13 protein-coding genes are annotated in these 13,564 nt (G+C 65.7%); 7 read left to right on the forward strand and 6 right to left on the reverse strand.

Annotated features, from left to right (window positions below):
- Positions 1 to 69: 69 nt before the first annotated feature.
- The gene (gene dapB, locus METRZ18153_RS0113915; RefSeq protein WP_029143778.1) at positions 70 to 867 is read right to left on the reverse strand and encodes a 4-hydroxy-tetrahydrodipicolinate reductase; all 798 of its coding nucleotides are present in this window, start codon (positions 865 to 867) and stop codon (positions 70 to 72) included.
- Between the two features lie 55 nt (positions 868 to 922).
- Positions 923 to 1,378 (reverse strand): outer membrane protein assembly factor BamE, encoded by a 456-nt coding sequence (locus METRZ18153_RS0113920; protein WP_198291216.1) that lies wholly within the window; start codon positions 1,376 to 1,378, stop codon positions 923 to 925.
- 105 nt (positions 1,379 to 1,483) lie between these two features.
- Between METRZ18153_RS0113920 and fur the strand changes: the two genes are divergently transcribed.
- Both fur and METRZ18153_RS0113930 read left to right on the forward strand, forming a co-directional pair.
- The gene (gene fur / locus METRZ18153_RS0113925; protein WP_019917499.1) at positions 1,484 to 1,930 is read left to right on the forward strand and encodes a ferric iron uptake transcriptional regulator; all 447 of its coding nucleotides are present in this window, start codon (positions 1,484 to 1,486) and stop codon (positions 1,928 to 1,930) included.
- Between the two features lie 42 nt (positions 1,931 to 1,972).
- Positions 1,973 to 2,536 (forward strand): TMEM165/GDT1 family protein, encoded by a 564-nt coding sequence (locus METRZ18153_RS0113930; RefSeq protein ID WP_020165299.1) that lies wholly within the window; start codon positions 1,973 to 1,975, stop codon positions 2,534 to 2,536.
- Here METRZ18153_RS0113930 and recN read toward each other — a convergent pair whose 3' ends face one another.
- Positions 2,537 to 4,192 (reverse strand): DNA repair protein RecN, encoded by a 1,656-nt coding sequence (gene recN / locus METRZ18153_RS0113935; RefSeq protein ID WP_020165300.1) that lies wholly within the window; start codon positions 4,190 to 4,192, stop codon positions 2,537 to 2,539. It abuts the gene before it with no gap.
- A 27-nt stretch (positions 4,193 to 4,219) separates the two neighbouring features.
- Positions 4,220 to 5,110, reverse strand: a complete 891-nt coding sequence (locus tag METRZ18153_RS0113940) for an NAD kinase (RefSeq protein WP_020165301.1) — start codon at positions 5,108 to 5,110, stop codon at positions 4,220 to 4,222.
- A gap of 158 nt (positions 5,111 to 5,268) precedes the next feature.
- Here METRZ18153_RS0113940 and hrcA point away from each other — a divergent pair, with 158 nt between their 5' ends.
- The gene (gene hrcA / locus METRZ18153_RS0113945) at positions 5,269 to 6,288 is read left to right on the forward strand and encodes a heat-inducible transcriptional repressor HrcA (RefSeq protein ID WP_020165302.1); all 1,020 of its coding nucleotides are present in this window, start codon (positions 5,269 to 5,271) and stop codon (positions 6,286 to 6,288) included.
- A gap of 43 nt (positions 6,289 to 6,331) precedes the next feature.
- The gene (hemH, locus tag METRZ18153_RS0113950; RefSeq protein ID WP_020165303.1) at positions 6,332 to 7,429 is read left to right on the forward strand and encodes a ferrochelatase; all 1,098 of its coding nucleotides are present in this window, start codon (positions 6,332 to 6,334) and stop codon (positions 7,427 to 7,429) included.
- Positions 7,430 to 7,476: 47 nt separating this feature from the next.
- Here the strand turns inward: hemH and METRZ18153_RS0113955 are convergent, their stop codons facing one another.
- The gene (locus METRZ18153_RS0113955; protein WP_020165304.1) at positions 7,477 to 8,010 is read right to left on the reverse strand and encodes an AP2 domain-containing protein; all 534 of its coding nucleotides are present in this window, start codon (positions 8,008 to 8,010) and stop codon (positions 7,477 to 7,479) included.
- Positions 8,011 to 8,133: 123 nt separating this feature from the next.
- Positions 8,134 to 9,516, reverse strand: coding sequence for a protein kinase domain-containing protein (locus tag METRZ18153_RS0113960; protein WP_019917489.1), 1,383 nt, complete (start codon positions 9,514 to 9,516; stop codon positions 8,134 to 8,136).
- Between the two features lie 164 nt (positions 9,517 to 9,680).
- On the opposite strand from METRZ18153_RS0113960, the gene grpE reads away from it, so the two are divergent.
- From grpE to dnaJ, 3 genes are all read left to right on the forward strand, one after another.
- Positions 9,681 to 10,217 carry a nucleotide exchange factor GrpE gene (grpE, locus tag METRZ18153_RS0113965; RefSeq protein ID WP_020165305.1) on the forward strand — a complete coding sequence of 179 codons (537 nt, stop codon included), beginning with the start codon at positions 9,681 to 9,683 and terminating at the stop codon, positions 10,215 to 10,217.
- A gap of 89 nt (positions 10,218 to 10,306) precedes the next feature.
- Positions 10,307 to 12,232 carry a molecular chaperone DnaK gene (dnaK, locus tag METRZ18153_RS0113970; RefSeq protein ID WP_020165306.1) on the forward strand — a complete coding sequence of 642 codons (1,926 nt, stop codon included), beginning with the start codon at positions 10,307 to 10,309 and terminating at the stop codon, positions 12,230 to 12,232.
- 105 nt (positions 12,233 to 12,337) lie between these two features.
- On the forward strand, positions 12,338 to 13,471 hold the full coding sequence (dnaJ, locus tag METRZ18153_RS0113975) for a molecular chaperone DnaJ (protein ID WP_020165307.1): 1,134 nt from the start codon (positions 12,338 to 12,340) through the stop codon (positions 13,469 to 13,471).
- The last annotated feature ends 93 nt before the right edge of the window (positions 13,472 to 13,564 follow it).

Genomic DNA, 13,564 nt, shown 5'->3' on the forward strand with positions numbered 1-13,564 from the left:
CTGAACCGGATCCTGCAGAATTAACGACACACACCCGCAGCACTGAAGCGCCACTGCAGCCGTTGCGATTCAGCGCAGGCCGAGCACGTCCTGCATGTCGTACAGACCGCTGCTGCGCTCGACCAGCCAGCGCGCAGCGCGCAGGCTGCCCAGCGCGTAGGGCATGCGGCTGGCCGCCTTGTGCGTGATCTCGACCCGCTCGCCGATGCCGGCGAACAGCACCGTATGATCGCCGACGATGTCACCGCCGCGCACGGTGGCGAATCCTATGGTGTTCGCATCGCGCTCGCCGGTATGTCCTTCGCGACCGTAGATTGCGCAGTCGGCAAGCGAGCGGCCCAGCGCGTCGGCCACCACCTCGCCCATGCGCAGCGCGGTACCCGACGGCGCATCGACCTTCATCCGGTGGTGCGCCTCGATCACCTCGATGTCGTAGCCGCTGTTCAGGATGCGCGCCGCGACGTCGAGCAGCTTGAACACGGCGTTGACGCCGACCGCCATGTTCGGCGCGAACACGATGGCCAGTTCCTTCGACGCCTCGGTCAGTTGCGCACGCTGTGCGTCGCTGAAGCCGGTGGTGCCGATGATCATCTTGACGCCCAGGCGCTTGCACGCGTCGAGGTGAGCCAGCGTGGCCTCGGGGCGGGTGAAGTCGATCAGGAAATCGGCGCCGGCGAGCGCCGCCTCGACATCGCCGCGGATCAGCACGCCGCTCCGGATACCGAGGAAGGCGCAGGCGTCCTCGCCGATCGCAGGCGAGTCCGGGCGATCGAGGGCTGCGACCAGCGTCGCCCCCTCGTCACGCGTGGTGGCTTCGATCAGCATGCGGCCCATGCGGCCGGATGCCCCCGCGATCGCTATGCGCATCGGTGACATGAAATCCTTTCAGTTCGCTGTGTGCGGACGCTCGCAGCGCCCGGTTTCACTTCTTCTCGGGCGCCGCAACCTCGCCCAGATCGAGCGTGCGCGTGCGCGGCTCGGGCGGCTGGATTTCGCCATCTTCCGCAGCGACCACATCGCCGCCCACGCTGACCAGCTTGTCGTCCTCGAAGTAGACGATGAGCCGGCGCTGCTGCGTGTCTTCCGGTTTGTTGCCCGGCTTGAAGTAATAGACGTAATCCCAGCGGTCCGGATGGAACACGTCGGCCAGCATCGGCGAACCGAGTACGAAGCGGACCTGCTCGCGGCTCATGCCCGCCTTGAGCTGGCCCACCATGTCCTGGGTGACCAGATTGCCCTGGCGGATGTCGATACGGTAGGGATTGAGCTTGCTGGTGACGTCGAGCGCATCGGGCACCTCGAAGCTGCTGCAGCCGGCAATCAACGGAACAAGCGCTATACAGACGCGGCTCAGGGTGACGAAGGGAGCGAGGGACATCGCGGGCAGGACTCGGGTGATGATCGGGCGACCGCAGGCGGAACGCCGGGCCGGACGCGAAAGTCTATATTATAGCGACCTTGCCATAGCCTCCAGACGACCCGGATGAGCGCAAATTCCCAGAACCTGAAGAACATCGGCCTCAAGGCCACGCTGCCGCGACTTAAGATACTCGAGCTTTTCCAGCGTGCAGACGTGCGCCACATGAGCGCCGAGGACGTCTACAAGGCCCTGCTGCAGGAGGACATGGACATCGGTCTCGCCACGGTCTATCGCGTGCTGACCCAGTTCGAGCAAGCTGGCCTGCTCGAACGCCATTTCTTCGAGTCGGGCAAGGCGGTGTTCGAACTGAACGAAGGCCACCACCATGATCACCTGGTGTGCATCCAGTGTGGCAAGGTCGAGGAGTTCTACGACGCCGAGATCGAACGCCGCCAGATCAAGGTGGCCAAGGAACGCGGCTTCACCGTACACGACCATGCGCTGACCATCTTCGCCGACTGCTCGACCGAAGCCTGCCCGAACAAGCGCAAGACCACACCCCGCGGCTGAGTCCAGCCGCGCTCACCCTCGCCGCCGTCCGGCGGCTTGCCCATGGATGCCCTGATCGCTTCCACCGCGCTGGTCGCGCTCGCCGAAATCGGCGACAAGACCCAGCTGCTGTCCTTCGTGCTGGCGGCGCGCATGCGCCGGCCGCGCGCCATCTGCCTCGGCATACTGGTGGCCACCGTGCTGAACCACGCGCTGGCCGCCTGGCTCGGCGCGCTGGTCGCTTCCGTCCTGTCGCCGGAGGTGCTGCGCTGGATCGTCGGCCTCGCCTTCATCGGCTGCGGGCTGTGGGCGCTGGTGCCGGACAAGCTGGAGGAAACCGAGGTCGGCAGCGCGCACGGCGTGTTCCTGACCTCGACCCTGCTGTTCTTCATGGCCGAAATGGGCGACAAGACGCAGCTGGCCACAGTCGCCCTCGGCGCCCGCTTCGAGGACGCCTATGTCTGGGTGGTCGCCGGCACCACGCTGGGCATGATGATCGCGAACGTACCAGCGGTGTATGTCGGCCAGAGGCTGGCGCAGCGGCTGCCGGTGAACTGGATACGACGCATCGCCGCTGGTCTGTTCGTCGCCACCGGCATCATCACGCTCTACGTCGGACTGAACTGATCAGGCGCCGAGCATTTCGCGCGCATGTGCGCGCGTGGTGTCGGTGATCACCTCGCCGCCCAGCATGCGGGCGATTTCGTCGACGCGCGCCGGCGCATCCAGCGGCGTGACCGAGCTGCGCGTCTGCCCGCCCTCGCTGCGCTTGGCGATCGACCACTGCCAGGCCGCCCGCGCCGCCACCTGCGGCAGATGGGTCACGCACAGCACCTGACGTGCCTCGCCCAGACGGGCGAGCTGGCGTCCGACCACCTCGGCGACGCGACCGCCAATGCCGACATCGACCTCGTCGAACACCAGCGTCGGCGTGCCGCTGCGCGCGCTGGCAATGACCTGGATGGCCAGTCCGATGCGTGACAGCTCGCCGCCCGAAGCCACCTTGGCCAGCGGTGCAAGCGGCTGGCCCGGGTTGGCAGCGACATGGAATTCGACCTCTTCGAGGCCGGTGGCCGACGGCTGATCGAGCGGCTTCAGCACCACTTCGAAGCGCCCGCCCTGCATCGCCAGCTCGGACATTGCCGCGGTCACCGCCTGTGACAGCTGCTTTGCGGCCGGCCGGCGCGCATTGGACAGCTCCTTGGCCGCCTCGACACAGGCCGCCCGCGCGGCATCGCGCGCCGCTTCGAGCGCGGCCGGGTCGGATTCCGCCTCCAGCCGCTGCAGCCCTTCCTGGCTGTCGGCCAGCAGCTGCGGCAGTTCATCCGGATCGACACGATACTTGCGTGCGCAGGCCAGCACCGTCGCGATCCGCTCGTCGGCACGCGCCAGCGCGGCCGGGTCGGCATCGATGCGATGCGCGTAGGCGCGCAGCGCACGCGCCGCCTCGTCGACCTGTGTGGCGGCCGATTCGATCAGGCCACGACATTCGCCGAGCGAAGCATCGAATGCTTCCAGCCGGCCAAGCAGCGACGCGATGTGCGCCAGTTGCCCGTCGAGCGCCGCCTCGCCCTCCTCGATCAGCGCCAGCGCCTCGGCCGAGCCTTCGAGCAATTGTGTGGCGTGCGCCAGTCGGCCGTGATCCTGTTGCAGTTCGGCCCAGGCCTGCGGCTCGAAGGCCAGTGCGTTCAGCTCCTCGACCTGCCATTGCAGCCGCTCGCGCTCGCGCTCGGCGGCGTCGCGGTCCTGCAGCGCGCGGGCCAGCGCCTGTTCGCGCTGCTGCCATTCGCGATGCAGCCGCCCGACGGTCGCCACCTGCGCAGTCAGACCAGCGTGCTGGTCGAACAGCGCGCGCTGCGCCGTCTCGCGCATCAGCGCCTGATGGGCGTGCTGGCCGTGGATGTCGACCAGCTGGCCACCCAGATCGCGCAGCTGGCTCACGCTGGCCGGCGCACCGTTGATGTAGGCGCGCGAACGACCGCCGGCGTCGATGACCCGACGAGCGATCACCAAGCCCTCTTCCAGTTCGAAATCCTGCTCCTTCAGCCAGCTGGCGACAGCGCTGTCGGCGGCACAGGAAAATTCGGCCGACAGTTCCGCCCGGTCACAGCCGGCGCGCACGACCGAGGCGTCGGCGCGGCCACCGAGCAGCAGCCCCAGCGCATCGACCAGGATGGATTTGCCGGCGCCGGTCTCGCCGGTCAGCGCGCCGAAGCCGGACGCAAAATCGAGTTCGAGCCGGTCGACCAGGATGAAGTCGCGGATGAAAAGACGTTCGAGCATGAAACGAAAGGGACTCAGACGTGAGGTTCAGACTTCCTTGGGCGCCTCGCTCCAGCGCAGCTTTTCGCGCAGCATCGAGAAGTAGCTGTAGCCGGGCGGGTGCAGCAAGGTAACGCGATACGGCGAACGCTCGATGCGCAGCACGTCGTCGCCCTGCAGATTGCAGTGTTCCTGGCCGTCGAAGTGCGCCCGTGCGTCGTGCCGCGAGAACAGGCGTACCTTCAGCACGGCCGAGTCGCCCAGCACGATGGGGCGCGACGACAGCGCGTGCGGGCACAGCGGCACGATGAGCATGCCGCCGAGCGACGGATGCAGGATGGGTCCGTTGGCCGACAGCGAGTAGGCGGTCGAGCCGGTCGGCGTCGATACGATGAGCCCGTCGGAGCGCTGGCTGTAGACGAATTCGTCGTCGACCCGCATTTCGAACTCGATCATGCGGCCGAGGTCGCCTTTCGAAATGACCACGTCGTTGAAGGCGAAAGCGGAGAACACCTCGGCCCCGTCGCGCAGCACCGATGCCTGCATCAGCGCGCGCCGCTCCGGACGGAACTGGCCGTGCATCAGCGATTCCATCGCCGCCAGCATGTTGGAGCGGGCGACGTCGGTCAGGAAGCCGAGACGGCCCTGATTGATGCCGACCAGCGGCACGTCGTGCGGCGCCAGCTTGCGTGCGGCACTGATCAGCGAGCCATCGCCGCCCACGACCACAGCGAGCTTTGCGCGGCGGCCCAGGGTATCGAAATCGGCCGCCTCGAAGCGGTCGTCCGGCAGCACTTCGGCCGATGCCTGCTCGATCAGCACCTCGCGCCCGGACTCGCTCAGCCAGTGCGCCAGTGCGCGCAGTGACTCGGCCACTTCGGCGCTCTGGTACTTGCCGATCAGCGCGACGCAGCCAAAGGCCGGGGATTCGTTTTTCATCGGCGAATTAAACCACAAAGCCCCGAGCCGTCATCGACGGCACGGCGGTGTGACGGCGGCTGTGTCAATATCGGTGCGCTGACGGCGCCAACACGCCGGCGCTGCTCTAGAATCAGTCTCCGCAACCGCATCAGGATCCGTATCCCGCCACCCGCGCCATGCTTGAAGATCGATCGAGACTGCTGCTCAAGACCCTGGTCGAGCGCTACATCGCCGACGGCCAACCGGTGGGTTCGCGCACGCTGTCGAAGTACTCCGGCCTCGACCTGTCGCCGGCGACCATCCGCAATGTCATGTCCGACCTTGAGGACATGGGCTACATCGCCAGCCCGCACACCTCGGCCGGCCGCATCCCGACGCCGCGCGGCTACCGCTTCTTCGTCGACACGCTGCTGTCGGTGCAACCGCTGGAGCCCGGCCAGATCAGCGAACTGAAAGGTGAACTGCGCCCGGCCGATCCGCGGCTGCTGGTCAATCAGGCGTCGCAGCTGCTGTCGCAGCTCACCCGCTTCGCCGGCATCGTCGTCGCGCCGCGCCGCCAGTTGCCGCGCATCCGCCAGATCGAATTCCTGAGCCTGTCGGACAAACGCATCCTGCTCATCATCGTGACCGACACCGGCGAGGTGCAGAACCGCATCCTGCTGACCGAACGCAACTTTTCGCCGTCGGAGCTGGTCAGTGCGGCCAACTACCTGAACCAGCACTACGTCGGCTTCGATTTCGACGAGATCCGCGGCCGGCTGCAGGCGGAACTGAAGCAGTTGCACGGCGATCTGACCACGCTGATGTCGGCCGCGCTGCAGGCCGGCAACGAGGCCTTCTCCGACGACAAGGGGCAGTACGTCATCACCGGCGAGCGCAACCTGCTCGAGGTCGACGATCTCGCGTCCAACATGTCGCGGCTGCGCGAGCTGTTCTCGCTGTTCGATCAGCGCACGCAGCTGGCCAGTCTGCTCGACCTGTCGCAACGGGCCGATGGCGTGCAGATCTTCATCGGCGGCGAGTCCGGTCTGGCCCCGCTCGACGAATGCAGCGTGGTGACCGCGCCGTACGAGGTGCAGGGCCAGGTGGTCGGCACGGTCGGCGTGATCGGACCAACGCGCATGGCCTACGAGCGCGTGATTCCGATCGTCGACGTCACCGCCAAACTGCTGTCGAGCGCGCTGAGCCAGACCTGAAAACCCGTCTCCACCGGGACGGATCACAACAAGAAAACCGGATATGTCCCGCTTCGTCGAAGAACCGTCTTATTCACACGGCCAGATGCCGCGCACCGGCGTGCTGCTGGTCAATCTGGGCACGCCGGACCAGGCTGATGCGCCTTCGCTGCGCCGCTACCTGAAGGAATTCCTGTCCGACGACCGCGTGGTCGAGGTGCCGAAGCCGCTGTGGTGGCTGATCCTGAACGGCATCATCCTGAATGTCCGGCCGAAGCAGTCGGCCGAGAAGTACGCCACCGTGTGGACCGACGAGGGCTCGCCGCTGCGCGTGCACACCGAAAGGCAGGCCAAGCTGCTGCGCGGCTGGATGGTGGCGGCAGGGCAGCGCGAGATCGAGGTGCGACACGCGATGCGCTACGGCAGCCCGTCGATTGCCGACGTACTGCAGCAGATGAAGGCCGACGGCTTCACGCGCATCCTGATGGTGCCGATGTACCCGCAGGGCGCCTCCAGCACCACCGGTTCGGTGGTGGACGAAATGGCGCGCGCGCTGCTGCGCTGGCGCAACCTGCCGGAGATGCGCTACGTCCGCGCCTTCGCCGGTGACCGCGGCTATATCGACGCGCTGGCCGCCAGCGTGCGCGAGCACTGGCAGAAGAACGGCCGCGCCGACAAGCTGGTCATGTCCTTCCATGGCGTGCCGCACTTCCACCTGGAAAAGGGCGACCCCTACCACTGCGAATGCCACAAGACCGGCCGGCTGATTGCCGAGGCGCTCGGTCTGGCGAAGGAGGACTATCTGGTCACCTTCCAGTCGCGCTTCGGCCGCGCCCGCTGGCTCGAACCGTACACGCAGCCGACGCTGGAGAAGCTGGCCGAAGGCGGCCTGCGCAGTGTCGAGGTGATGTGTCCGGGCTTCGTCGCTGACTGTCTTGAAACGCTGGAGGAAATCGCGGTCGAGAACCGCGATGCCTTCATCGGTCGCGGCGGCAAGCAGTTCAGCTACATCCCCTGCCTGAACGAGCGGCCGGACTGGATCGCCGCGCTGGGCGGCATCGTGCGCCGCGAACTGGGCCACTGGTGGGACGAAGCCGGCCAGCCGCCGGCCGATCTGGCGCTGCAGGCGCGCAACGCGACGGCGATGGGCGCGAAGCAATAAAAAAGGCGACCTCGCGGTCGCCTTTCTGTTGCGCAATGCAGTCCTGTTCAGGCCGCAGCGCGCGTCGGCACGATGTTCTCGTCGTTCTTCGCCTTGCGCGGACGACCGCGCCGCGAAGCACCCGGATCGAACTGGCCGTCGAGCTTCTTCAGCGCATCCTTGCGCGCCTTCAGCGCCATCTTGAACGCACCTTCCTCGCCGTACTTGTTCACCGAGAACTTGACCCGCTTGCGACGCCCGGACGGCAGCGGCCACGACGCCACCCAGAACCAGCGCTGCTTGTCCTCCGGCATGTCACGGGTTTCGGAGGCGCAGTAGCGGCACACGCCGACCACGCCGGAACGGTTGTTCTTCTTGACGATGCTCGAATACTCGCGCAGCGAGAACGGCGGGAACTTCGAAATGATGTCGTCGCGAAACTGCTTCGCGGCGGCAAAGGCCTTCTGCTTGCCACCGAAGACACCATCGCTGAAGTGCTTCCGGTGTATCACTCCGCGTCGCTGTATGGTCACGAGCCAGCCATGCGTGCGGCTGGCTTCGTTGTCCACGCGGCTGATGCCATAAACTGAATTGCGGCTCAAGGTCGGTCTCCTTCCGATAGCACAGGCGTCGCCATGTGCTTGTGAGGAGAGTTTCGGCCTGCCGTGTCGAAACTTTAGCCGGGGCGGCGGGCGTTCTTCACGCCGCAGGGGTTGCGGGCGCGCTCAGCGTCGTGCCGGCGTATCGGGCAGCAGTTCGAGATCGATGCCGCCGCCGATGACGGAAAAACCCGATTCGGTTGCCAGCACCACCTGCTCGCCCTGGGCGGCAAGGGCGGAATTGGCGCGGGCCAGCCGTTGCACCACGGTGCTGATGAGCTGGGCGCGGAAGTGTTCCAGACACTCTTCCGACGCCAGCGCCAGCGCCGACGGGCTGACTTCGAGAAAAGCCACCGGCGAGGACGCGATCACGGTCGCCGAGCGGCGAAGGTGGTTGGGGTCGAGATAGCCCATTTCGCCGACCACCTCGCCCGGGCCCAGTTCGGCCAGCAGCCGGCCACCGACCACCACCCGGACATGGCCGGACACGATCAGCCCGAAGCGGTTGTCGCTGTCGCCCTCGCGCATCAGCACCGTGCCCTCGGTGTACTGCCGCCAGTTCGAGAAGCGCAGCACCTCCCACACCTCGACGTCGTCGAATTCGGTGAAGAAGGTCATCTTGCGCAGGATGGAGAAGCGCGTGGTGTCCGGCGGCACGTACTTGTCGTCGAGGATCTTGAACCGCACCGTCGACAGGTCCTTCGCGAACTCGGCGCCGTTCTTGTAGCGCGAGTAGAGGTCCTTCTCCAGCGCCTTGCGGATCACCCGATCCATCGCTTCCGGCACTTCCGGGTTCAGTTGCGACGCCGACGGCGGGTCGGCGTTGATGATCTTGTAGATGAGCTGGGCCGGATGCTTGGCGCGGAAGGGCAGCCGCCCGGTCAGCAGGTGGAACAGCACGACTCCCAGCGAATAGAGGTCGGTCTTCTGGTTCAGCGGATAGCCCTTCACCTGTTCCGGACTCATGTAGGCCGGCGAGCCGACGCCCATGATGAAGGTCGAATCCTTGTCGTTTTCCTTCGCGACGTTCAGCGCCAGACCGAAATCGGTCACCTTCACCAGGTCGTTGGCGCCGATCAGGATGTTGGCCGGCTTGATGTCGCGGTGCACGACGCCGTGGCGGAAGGCGTAATCGAGAGCCATCGCGCACTTGAACACGATGCTCACCGCGCGCGGCAGCGGCAGCATCGTGTTGAATTCGCAGTAGTGGTCGAGCGGCTGGCCGTCGATGAACTCCATGACCAGATAGGCCCGGTTCTCCTCGACCTGCGCATCGTAGATGCGGATGATGTTCGGATGGTCGAGCTTGGCGGCGATCGCCGCCTCGGTCAGGAAAAGCTTGCGCATGCGCCGCGACCACTTGCCCTGATCGCGGTTCTTGTCGCCGAAATCGACCAGCTTGACGGCGACCATTTCCTCGATGTCGTCGCACTTGCACAGGTAGACAGTCGCGGTGGCGCCCTTGCCGATCTCGCGGATTACCCTGTATTTGCCAATGCGTTCGAGCATGTCGTGTGGAGCGATGGACGCGTCATGAACCGCGAATGATAGGCCATCGCCAAGCGCCGGACAAAGAATGGGTCAAAAGGCTGATGGAAAGTCCACTTTCCGGGCTTGAAATGTGTCCGGACGCCCCCATTTCCGGCGGGTCTCAGATTCAGAGGATTTCCCGCATGACCGAGCAGACCCCGCAACCGGTGCCCGAAGAACAGCAGGCCGCCCCCAACACCGAAGCCGCTACGCCGGCCGCTGCCGTGACGCCCGAGGCGCTGGCCGCCGCCGAGCAAAAGGTGGCCGAACTGCAGGACGCGCTGCTGCGCGCCAAGGCCGAAACCGAAAACATGCGCCGTCGCGCCGCCGAGGACGTGATCAAGGCGGGCAAATTCGCCGGCGAGAAGTTCGCTTCCGCCATGGTGCCGGTCAAGGACAGCCTGGAAGCGGCGCTGGCCGACACCTCGAACGACGCCGCCAAGATCCGCGAAGGCGTCGAACTGACGCTGAAGCAGCTGGTGCAGGCTTTTTCGGGCGCCAGCGTCGAGGAAGTGAACCCGCTGGGCGAGAAGTTCGACCCGCACAAGCACCAGGCGATCAGCCAGATCGAGGCGCCGGGCGAGCCGAATCACGTGGTGCAGGTGCTGCAGAAGGGTTATCTGCTGCACGACCGCGTGCTGCGCCCCGCCCTGGTCATCGTTTCGAAGGCTGCGGGCTGAAAAGCCCCTTGAAATGCAGGGGCAAACGCCCCACTTCGACCTCAGACAAGCTCTCTCCTCCAACCGCATATATATAGAGGACCCCGAACATGGGAAAAATCATCGGTATCGACCTGGGCACCACCAATAGCTGCGTTTCCGTGATGGAAGGCGGCAAGCCCAAGGTGATCGAGAACTCCGAAGGCGCGCGCACGACGCCGTCCATCGTCGCCTACACCGACGACGGCGAAATCCTCGTTGGCGCCTCGGCCAAGCGCCAGGCCGTCACCAACGCCGCCAACACGCTGTTCGCCGTCAAGCGCCTGATCGGCCGCCGCTTCGAAGAGAAGGAAGTGCAGAAGGACATCGCGCTGATGCCCTACAAGATCTCCAAGGCCGACAACGGCGACGCCTGGGTCGAGGTGCGCGGCAAGAAGATCGCGCCGCCGCAGGTGTCGGCCGAAGTGCTGCGCAAGATGAAGAAAACCGCCGAGGACTACCTGGGCGAGGAAGTGACCGAAGCCGTCATCACGGTGCCGGCCTACTTCAACGACAGCCAGCGTCAGGCCACCAAGGACGCCGGCCGCATCGCCGGTCTGGACGTCAAGCGCATCATCAACGAGCCGACCGCTGCCGCGCTCGCCTTCGGCATGGACAAGAAGCCGGGCGACTCCAAGATCGCCGTGTATGACCTCGGCGGCGGCACCTTCGACGTGTCCATCATCGAAATCGCTGACGTCGATGGCGAACACCAGTTCGAAGTGCTGGCCACCAACGGCGACACCTTCCTCGGCGGCGAGGACTTCGACCAGCGCATCATCGATTACGTGATCGACGAGTTCAAGAAGGACCAGGGCGTCGACCTGAAGAAGGACATCCTCGCGCTGCAGCGCCTGAAGGAAGCGGCCGAAAAGGCGAAGATCGAGCTGTCGTCGAGCGCGCAGACCGAAATCAACCTGCCCTACATCACCGCCGACGCGTCCGGCCCGAAGCACCTGGCGATCAAGATCACCCGCGCCAAGTTCGAGTCGCTGGTGGAAGAGCTGATCGAGCGTTCGATCGAGCCCTGCCGCATCGCGCTGAAGGATTCGGGCGTCAAGATCGGCGACATCGACGACGTCATCCTGGTCGGCGGCATGACCCGCATGCCCAAGGTGCAGGAAAAGGTGCGCGAATTCTTCGGCAAGGAGCCGCGCAAGGACGTGAACCCGGATGAGGCGGTCGCCGTCGGCGCGTCCATCCAGGGTGGCGTGCTGCAGGGCGACGTCAAGGACGTGCTGCTGCTCGACGTGACCCCGCTGTCGCTGGGCATCGAGACGCTGGGCGGCGTCATGACCAAGATGATCCAGAAGAACACGACGGTGCCGACCAAGTTCTCGCAAACCTTCTCGACCGCCGACGACAACCAGCCGGCCGTGACCATCAAGGTCTACCAGGGCGAGCGCGAGATGGCATCGGGCAACAAGTCGCTCGGCGAATTCAACCTGGAAGGCATCGCCCCGGCGCCGCGCGGCATGCCGCAGATCGAGGTCACCTTCGACATCGACGCCAACGGCATCCTGCACGTGTCGGCCAAGGACAAGGGCACGGGCAAGGAAAACAAGATCACCATCAAGGCGAACTCGGGTCTGTCGGAAGAAGAGATCCAGCGCATGGTGAAGGACGCCGAACTGCACGCCGAAGAAGACAAGCGCGCGCACGAGATGGCCGACGCCCGCAACCAGGCCGACGCGCTGGTCCATTCGACGCGCAAGGCGCTGGCCGAGCACGGCGACAAGGTCGACGCCGGCGAGAAGGAGAAGATCGAAGCCGCGCTGAAGGAAGTGGAAGAAGCCATCCGCTCCGGCGACAAGGAAGCGATCGACGCCAAGAGCGCCGCGCTTGCGACTGCCGCGCAGAAGCTGGGTGAGGCGATGTACGCCGAACAGCAGGCCGCGGCCGGTGAAGCTGCCGGCGGTGCTGCACCCGGCAGCCGCAAGGACGACGACGGCGACGTGGTCGATGCGGAATTCACCGAGGTGAAGGACAAGAAGTAAGCTGCGCTCCCGACGCTGACAGCGAGCAGTTCAACGACCGAGGCACAGCGCGGCAGGAGCCCTTCCTGACGCGCTGTGCCTTTGGCGCATCTGTGGTGAAAACGAATGGCGAAGAAAGATTTTTACGACATCCTGGGCGTCAACCGCGACGCCTCCGATGACGAGATCAAGAAGGCTTACCGCAAGCTGGCGATGAAGTACCACCCGGACCGCAATCCGGACAGCAAGGAAGCCGAAGACAAGTTCAAGGAAGCGAAGGAAGCCTACGAAATCCTGTCCGACGGACAGAAACGTGCGGCCTACGACCAGTACGGACACGCCGGCGTCGACCCGAACATGGGCGGCGGCGGGGGCGGCGGTCAGGGCTTCGGCGGTTTCGGCGACGCCTTCGGCGACATCTTCGGCGAAATCTTCGGCAACCAGGGCGGACGCGGCGGCGGCCGCAGCGGTGTCTATCGCGGCGCCGACCTGCGCTACAACCTCGAAGTATCGCTCGAAGAGGCGGCGCGCGGCACCGACACGCGCATCCGCATCCCGACCATGGACGACTGCGGCACCTGCGGCGGCACCGGCGCCAAGCCGGGCACCAAGCCGGTCACCTGCACCACCTGCAACGGTGTCGGCCAGGTGCGCATGCAGCAGGGCTTCTTCTCTATCCAGCAGACCTGCCCGAAGTGCCACGGCACCGGCAAGATGGTGAAGGATCCGTGCAATGACTGCCACGGCGCCGGGCGCGTCAAGGGCAGCAAGACGCTGCAGGTGAAGATTCCGGCCGGCATCGACGAGGGCGACCGCATCCGCCTGGCCGGCGAAGGCGAGCGCGGCCAGGGCGGCGGTCCGGCCGGCGACCTGTACGTGCAGATCCACATCAAGCCGCACACCGTGTTCCAGCGCGAAGGCGACGACCTGCACTGCGAAATGCCGATCGGCTTCGCCACCGCCGCGCTGGGCGGCGAGATCGAAATCCCGACGCTGGATGGCGCAGCCAAGATCAAGATCCCGGCCGAAACCCAGTCGGGCAAGGTGTTCCGCCTGCGCGGAAAAGGCATCAAGGGCGTGCGCAGCAGCTATCCGGGCGACCTGATGTGCCACGTCGTGGTCGAGACGCCGGTGAACCTGACGGCACGTCAGCGCGAACTGCTGAAGGAATTCGACGACATCAACCGCAGCGACGAGGCGAGCCACAGCCCGCGAGCCAAGTCGTGGATGGACAAGATGAAGGATTTCTTCGCCGGCTGACGCAGGCAGCACGCCCAATGAAAAAGCCCGCACAAGCGGGCTTTTTCATTGGCGAAGCCGGCAACTGCCGACCGCGGCACCCCCGCGGTCGGT

Origin of the sequence: Methyloversatilis discipulorum (genome assembly GCF_000385375.1) — a bacterium.
GTDB classification, from domain to species: domain Bacteria; phylum Pseudomonadota; class Gammaproteobacteria; order Burkholderiales; family Rhodocyclaceae; genus Methyloversatilis; species Methyloversatilis discipulorum_A.

Excerpts from the sequence above, each read along its gene's own strand:
- dapB (WP_029143778.1), bottom strand. The coding sequence starts at position 867 with ATGCGCATAGCGATCGCGGGGGCATCCGGCCGCATGGGCCGCATGCTG.
- METRZ18153_RS0113920 (WP_198291216.1), bottom strand. The coding sequence starts at position 1,378 with ATGTCCCTCGCTCCCTTCGTCACCCTGAGCCGCGTCTGTATAGCGCTT.
- fur (WP_019917499.1), top strand. The coding sequence starts at position 1,484 with ATGAGCGCAAATTCCCAGAACCTGAAGAACATCGGCCTCAAGGCCACG.
- METRZ18153_RS0113930 (WP_020165299.1), top strand. The coding sequence starts at position 1,973 with ATGGATGCCCTGATCGCTTCCACCGCGCTGGTCGCGCTCGCCGAAATC.
- recN (WP_020165300.1), bottom strand. The coding sequence starts at position 4,192 with ATGCTCGAACGTCTTTTCATCCGCGACTTCATCCTGGTCGACCGGCTC.
- METRZ18153_RS0113940 (WP_020165301.1), bottom strand. The coding sequence starts at position 5,110 with ATGAAAAACGAATCCCCGGCCTTTGGCTGCGTCGCGCTGATCGGCAAG.
- hrcA (WP_020165302.1), top strand. The coding sequence starts at position 5,269 with ATGCTTGAAGATCGATCGAGACTGCTGCTCAAGACCCTGGTCGAGCGC.
- hemH (WP_020165303.1), top strand. The coding sequence starts at position 6,332 with ATGTCCCGCTTCGTCGAAGAACCGTCTTATTCACACGGCCAGATGCCG.
- METRZ18153_RS0113960 (WP_019917489.1), bottom strand. The coding sequence starts at position 9,516 with ATGCTCGAACGCATTGGCAAATACAGGGTAATCCGCGAGATCGGCAAG.
- grpE (WP_020165305.1), top strand. The coding sequence starts at position 9,681 with ATGACCGAGCAGACCCCGCAACCGGTGCCCGAAGAACAGCAGGCCGCC.
- dnaK (WP_020165306.1), top strand. The coding sequence starts at position 10,307 with ATGGGAAAAATCATCGGTATCGACCTGGGCACCACCAATAGCTGCGTT.
- dnaJ (WP_020165307.1), top strand. The coding sequence starts at position 12,338 with ATGGCGAAGAAAGATTTTTACGACATCCTGGGCGTCAACCGCGACGCC.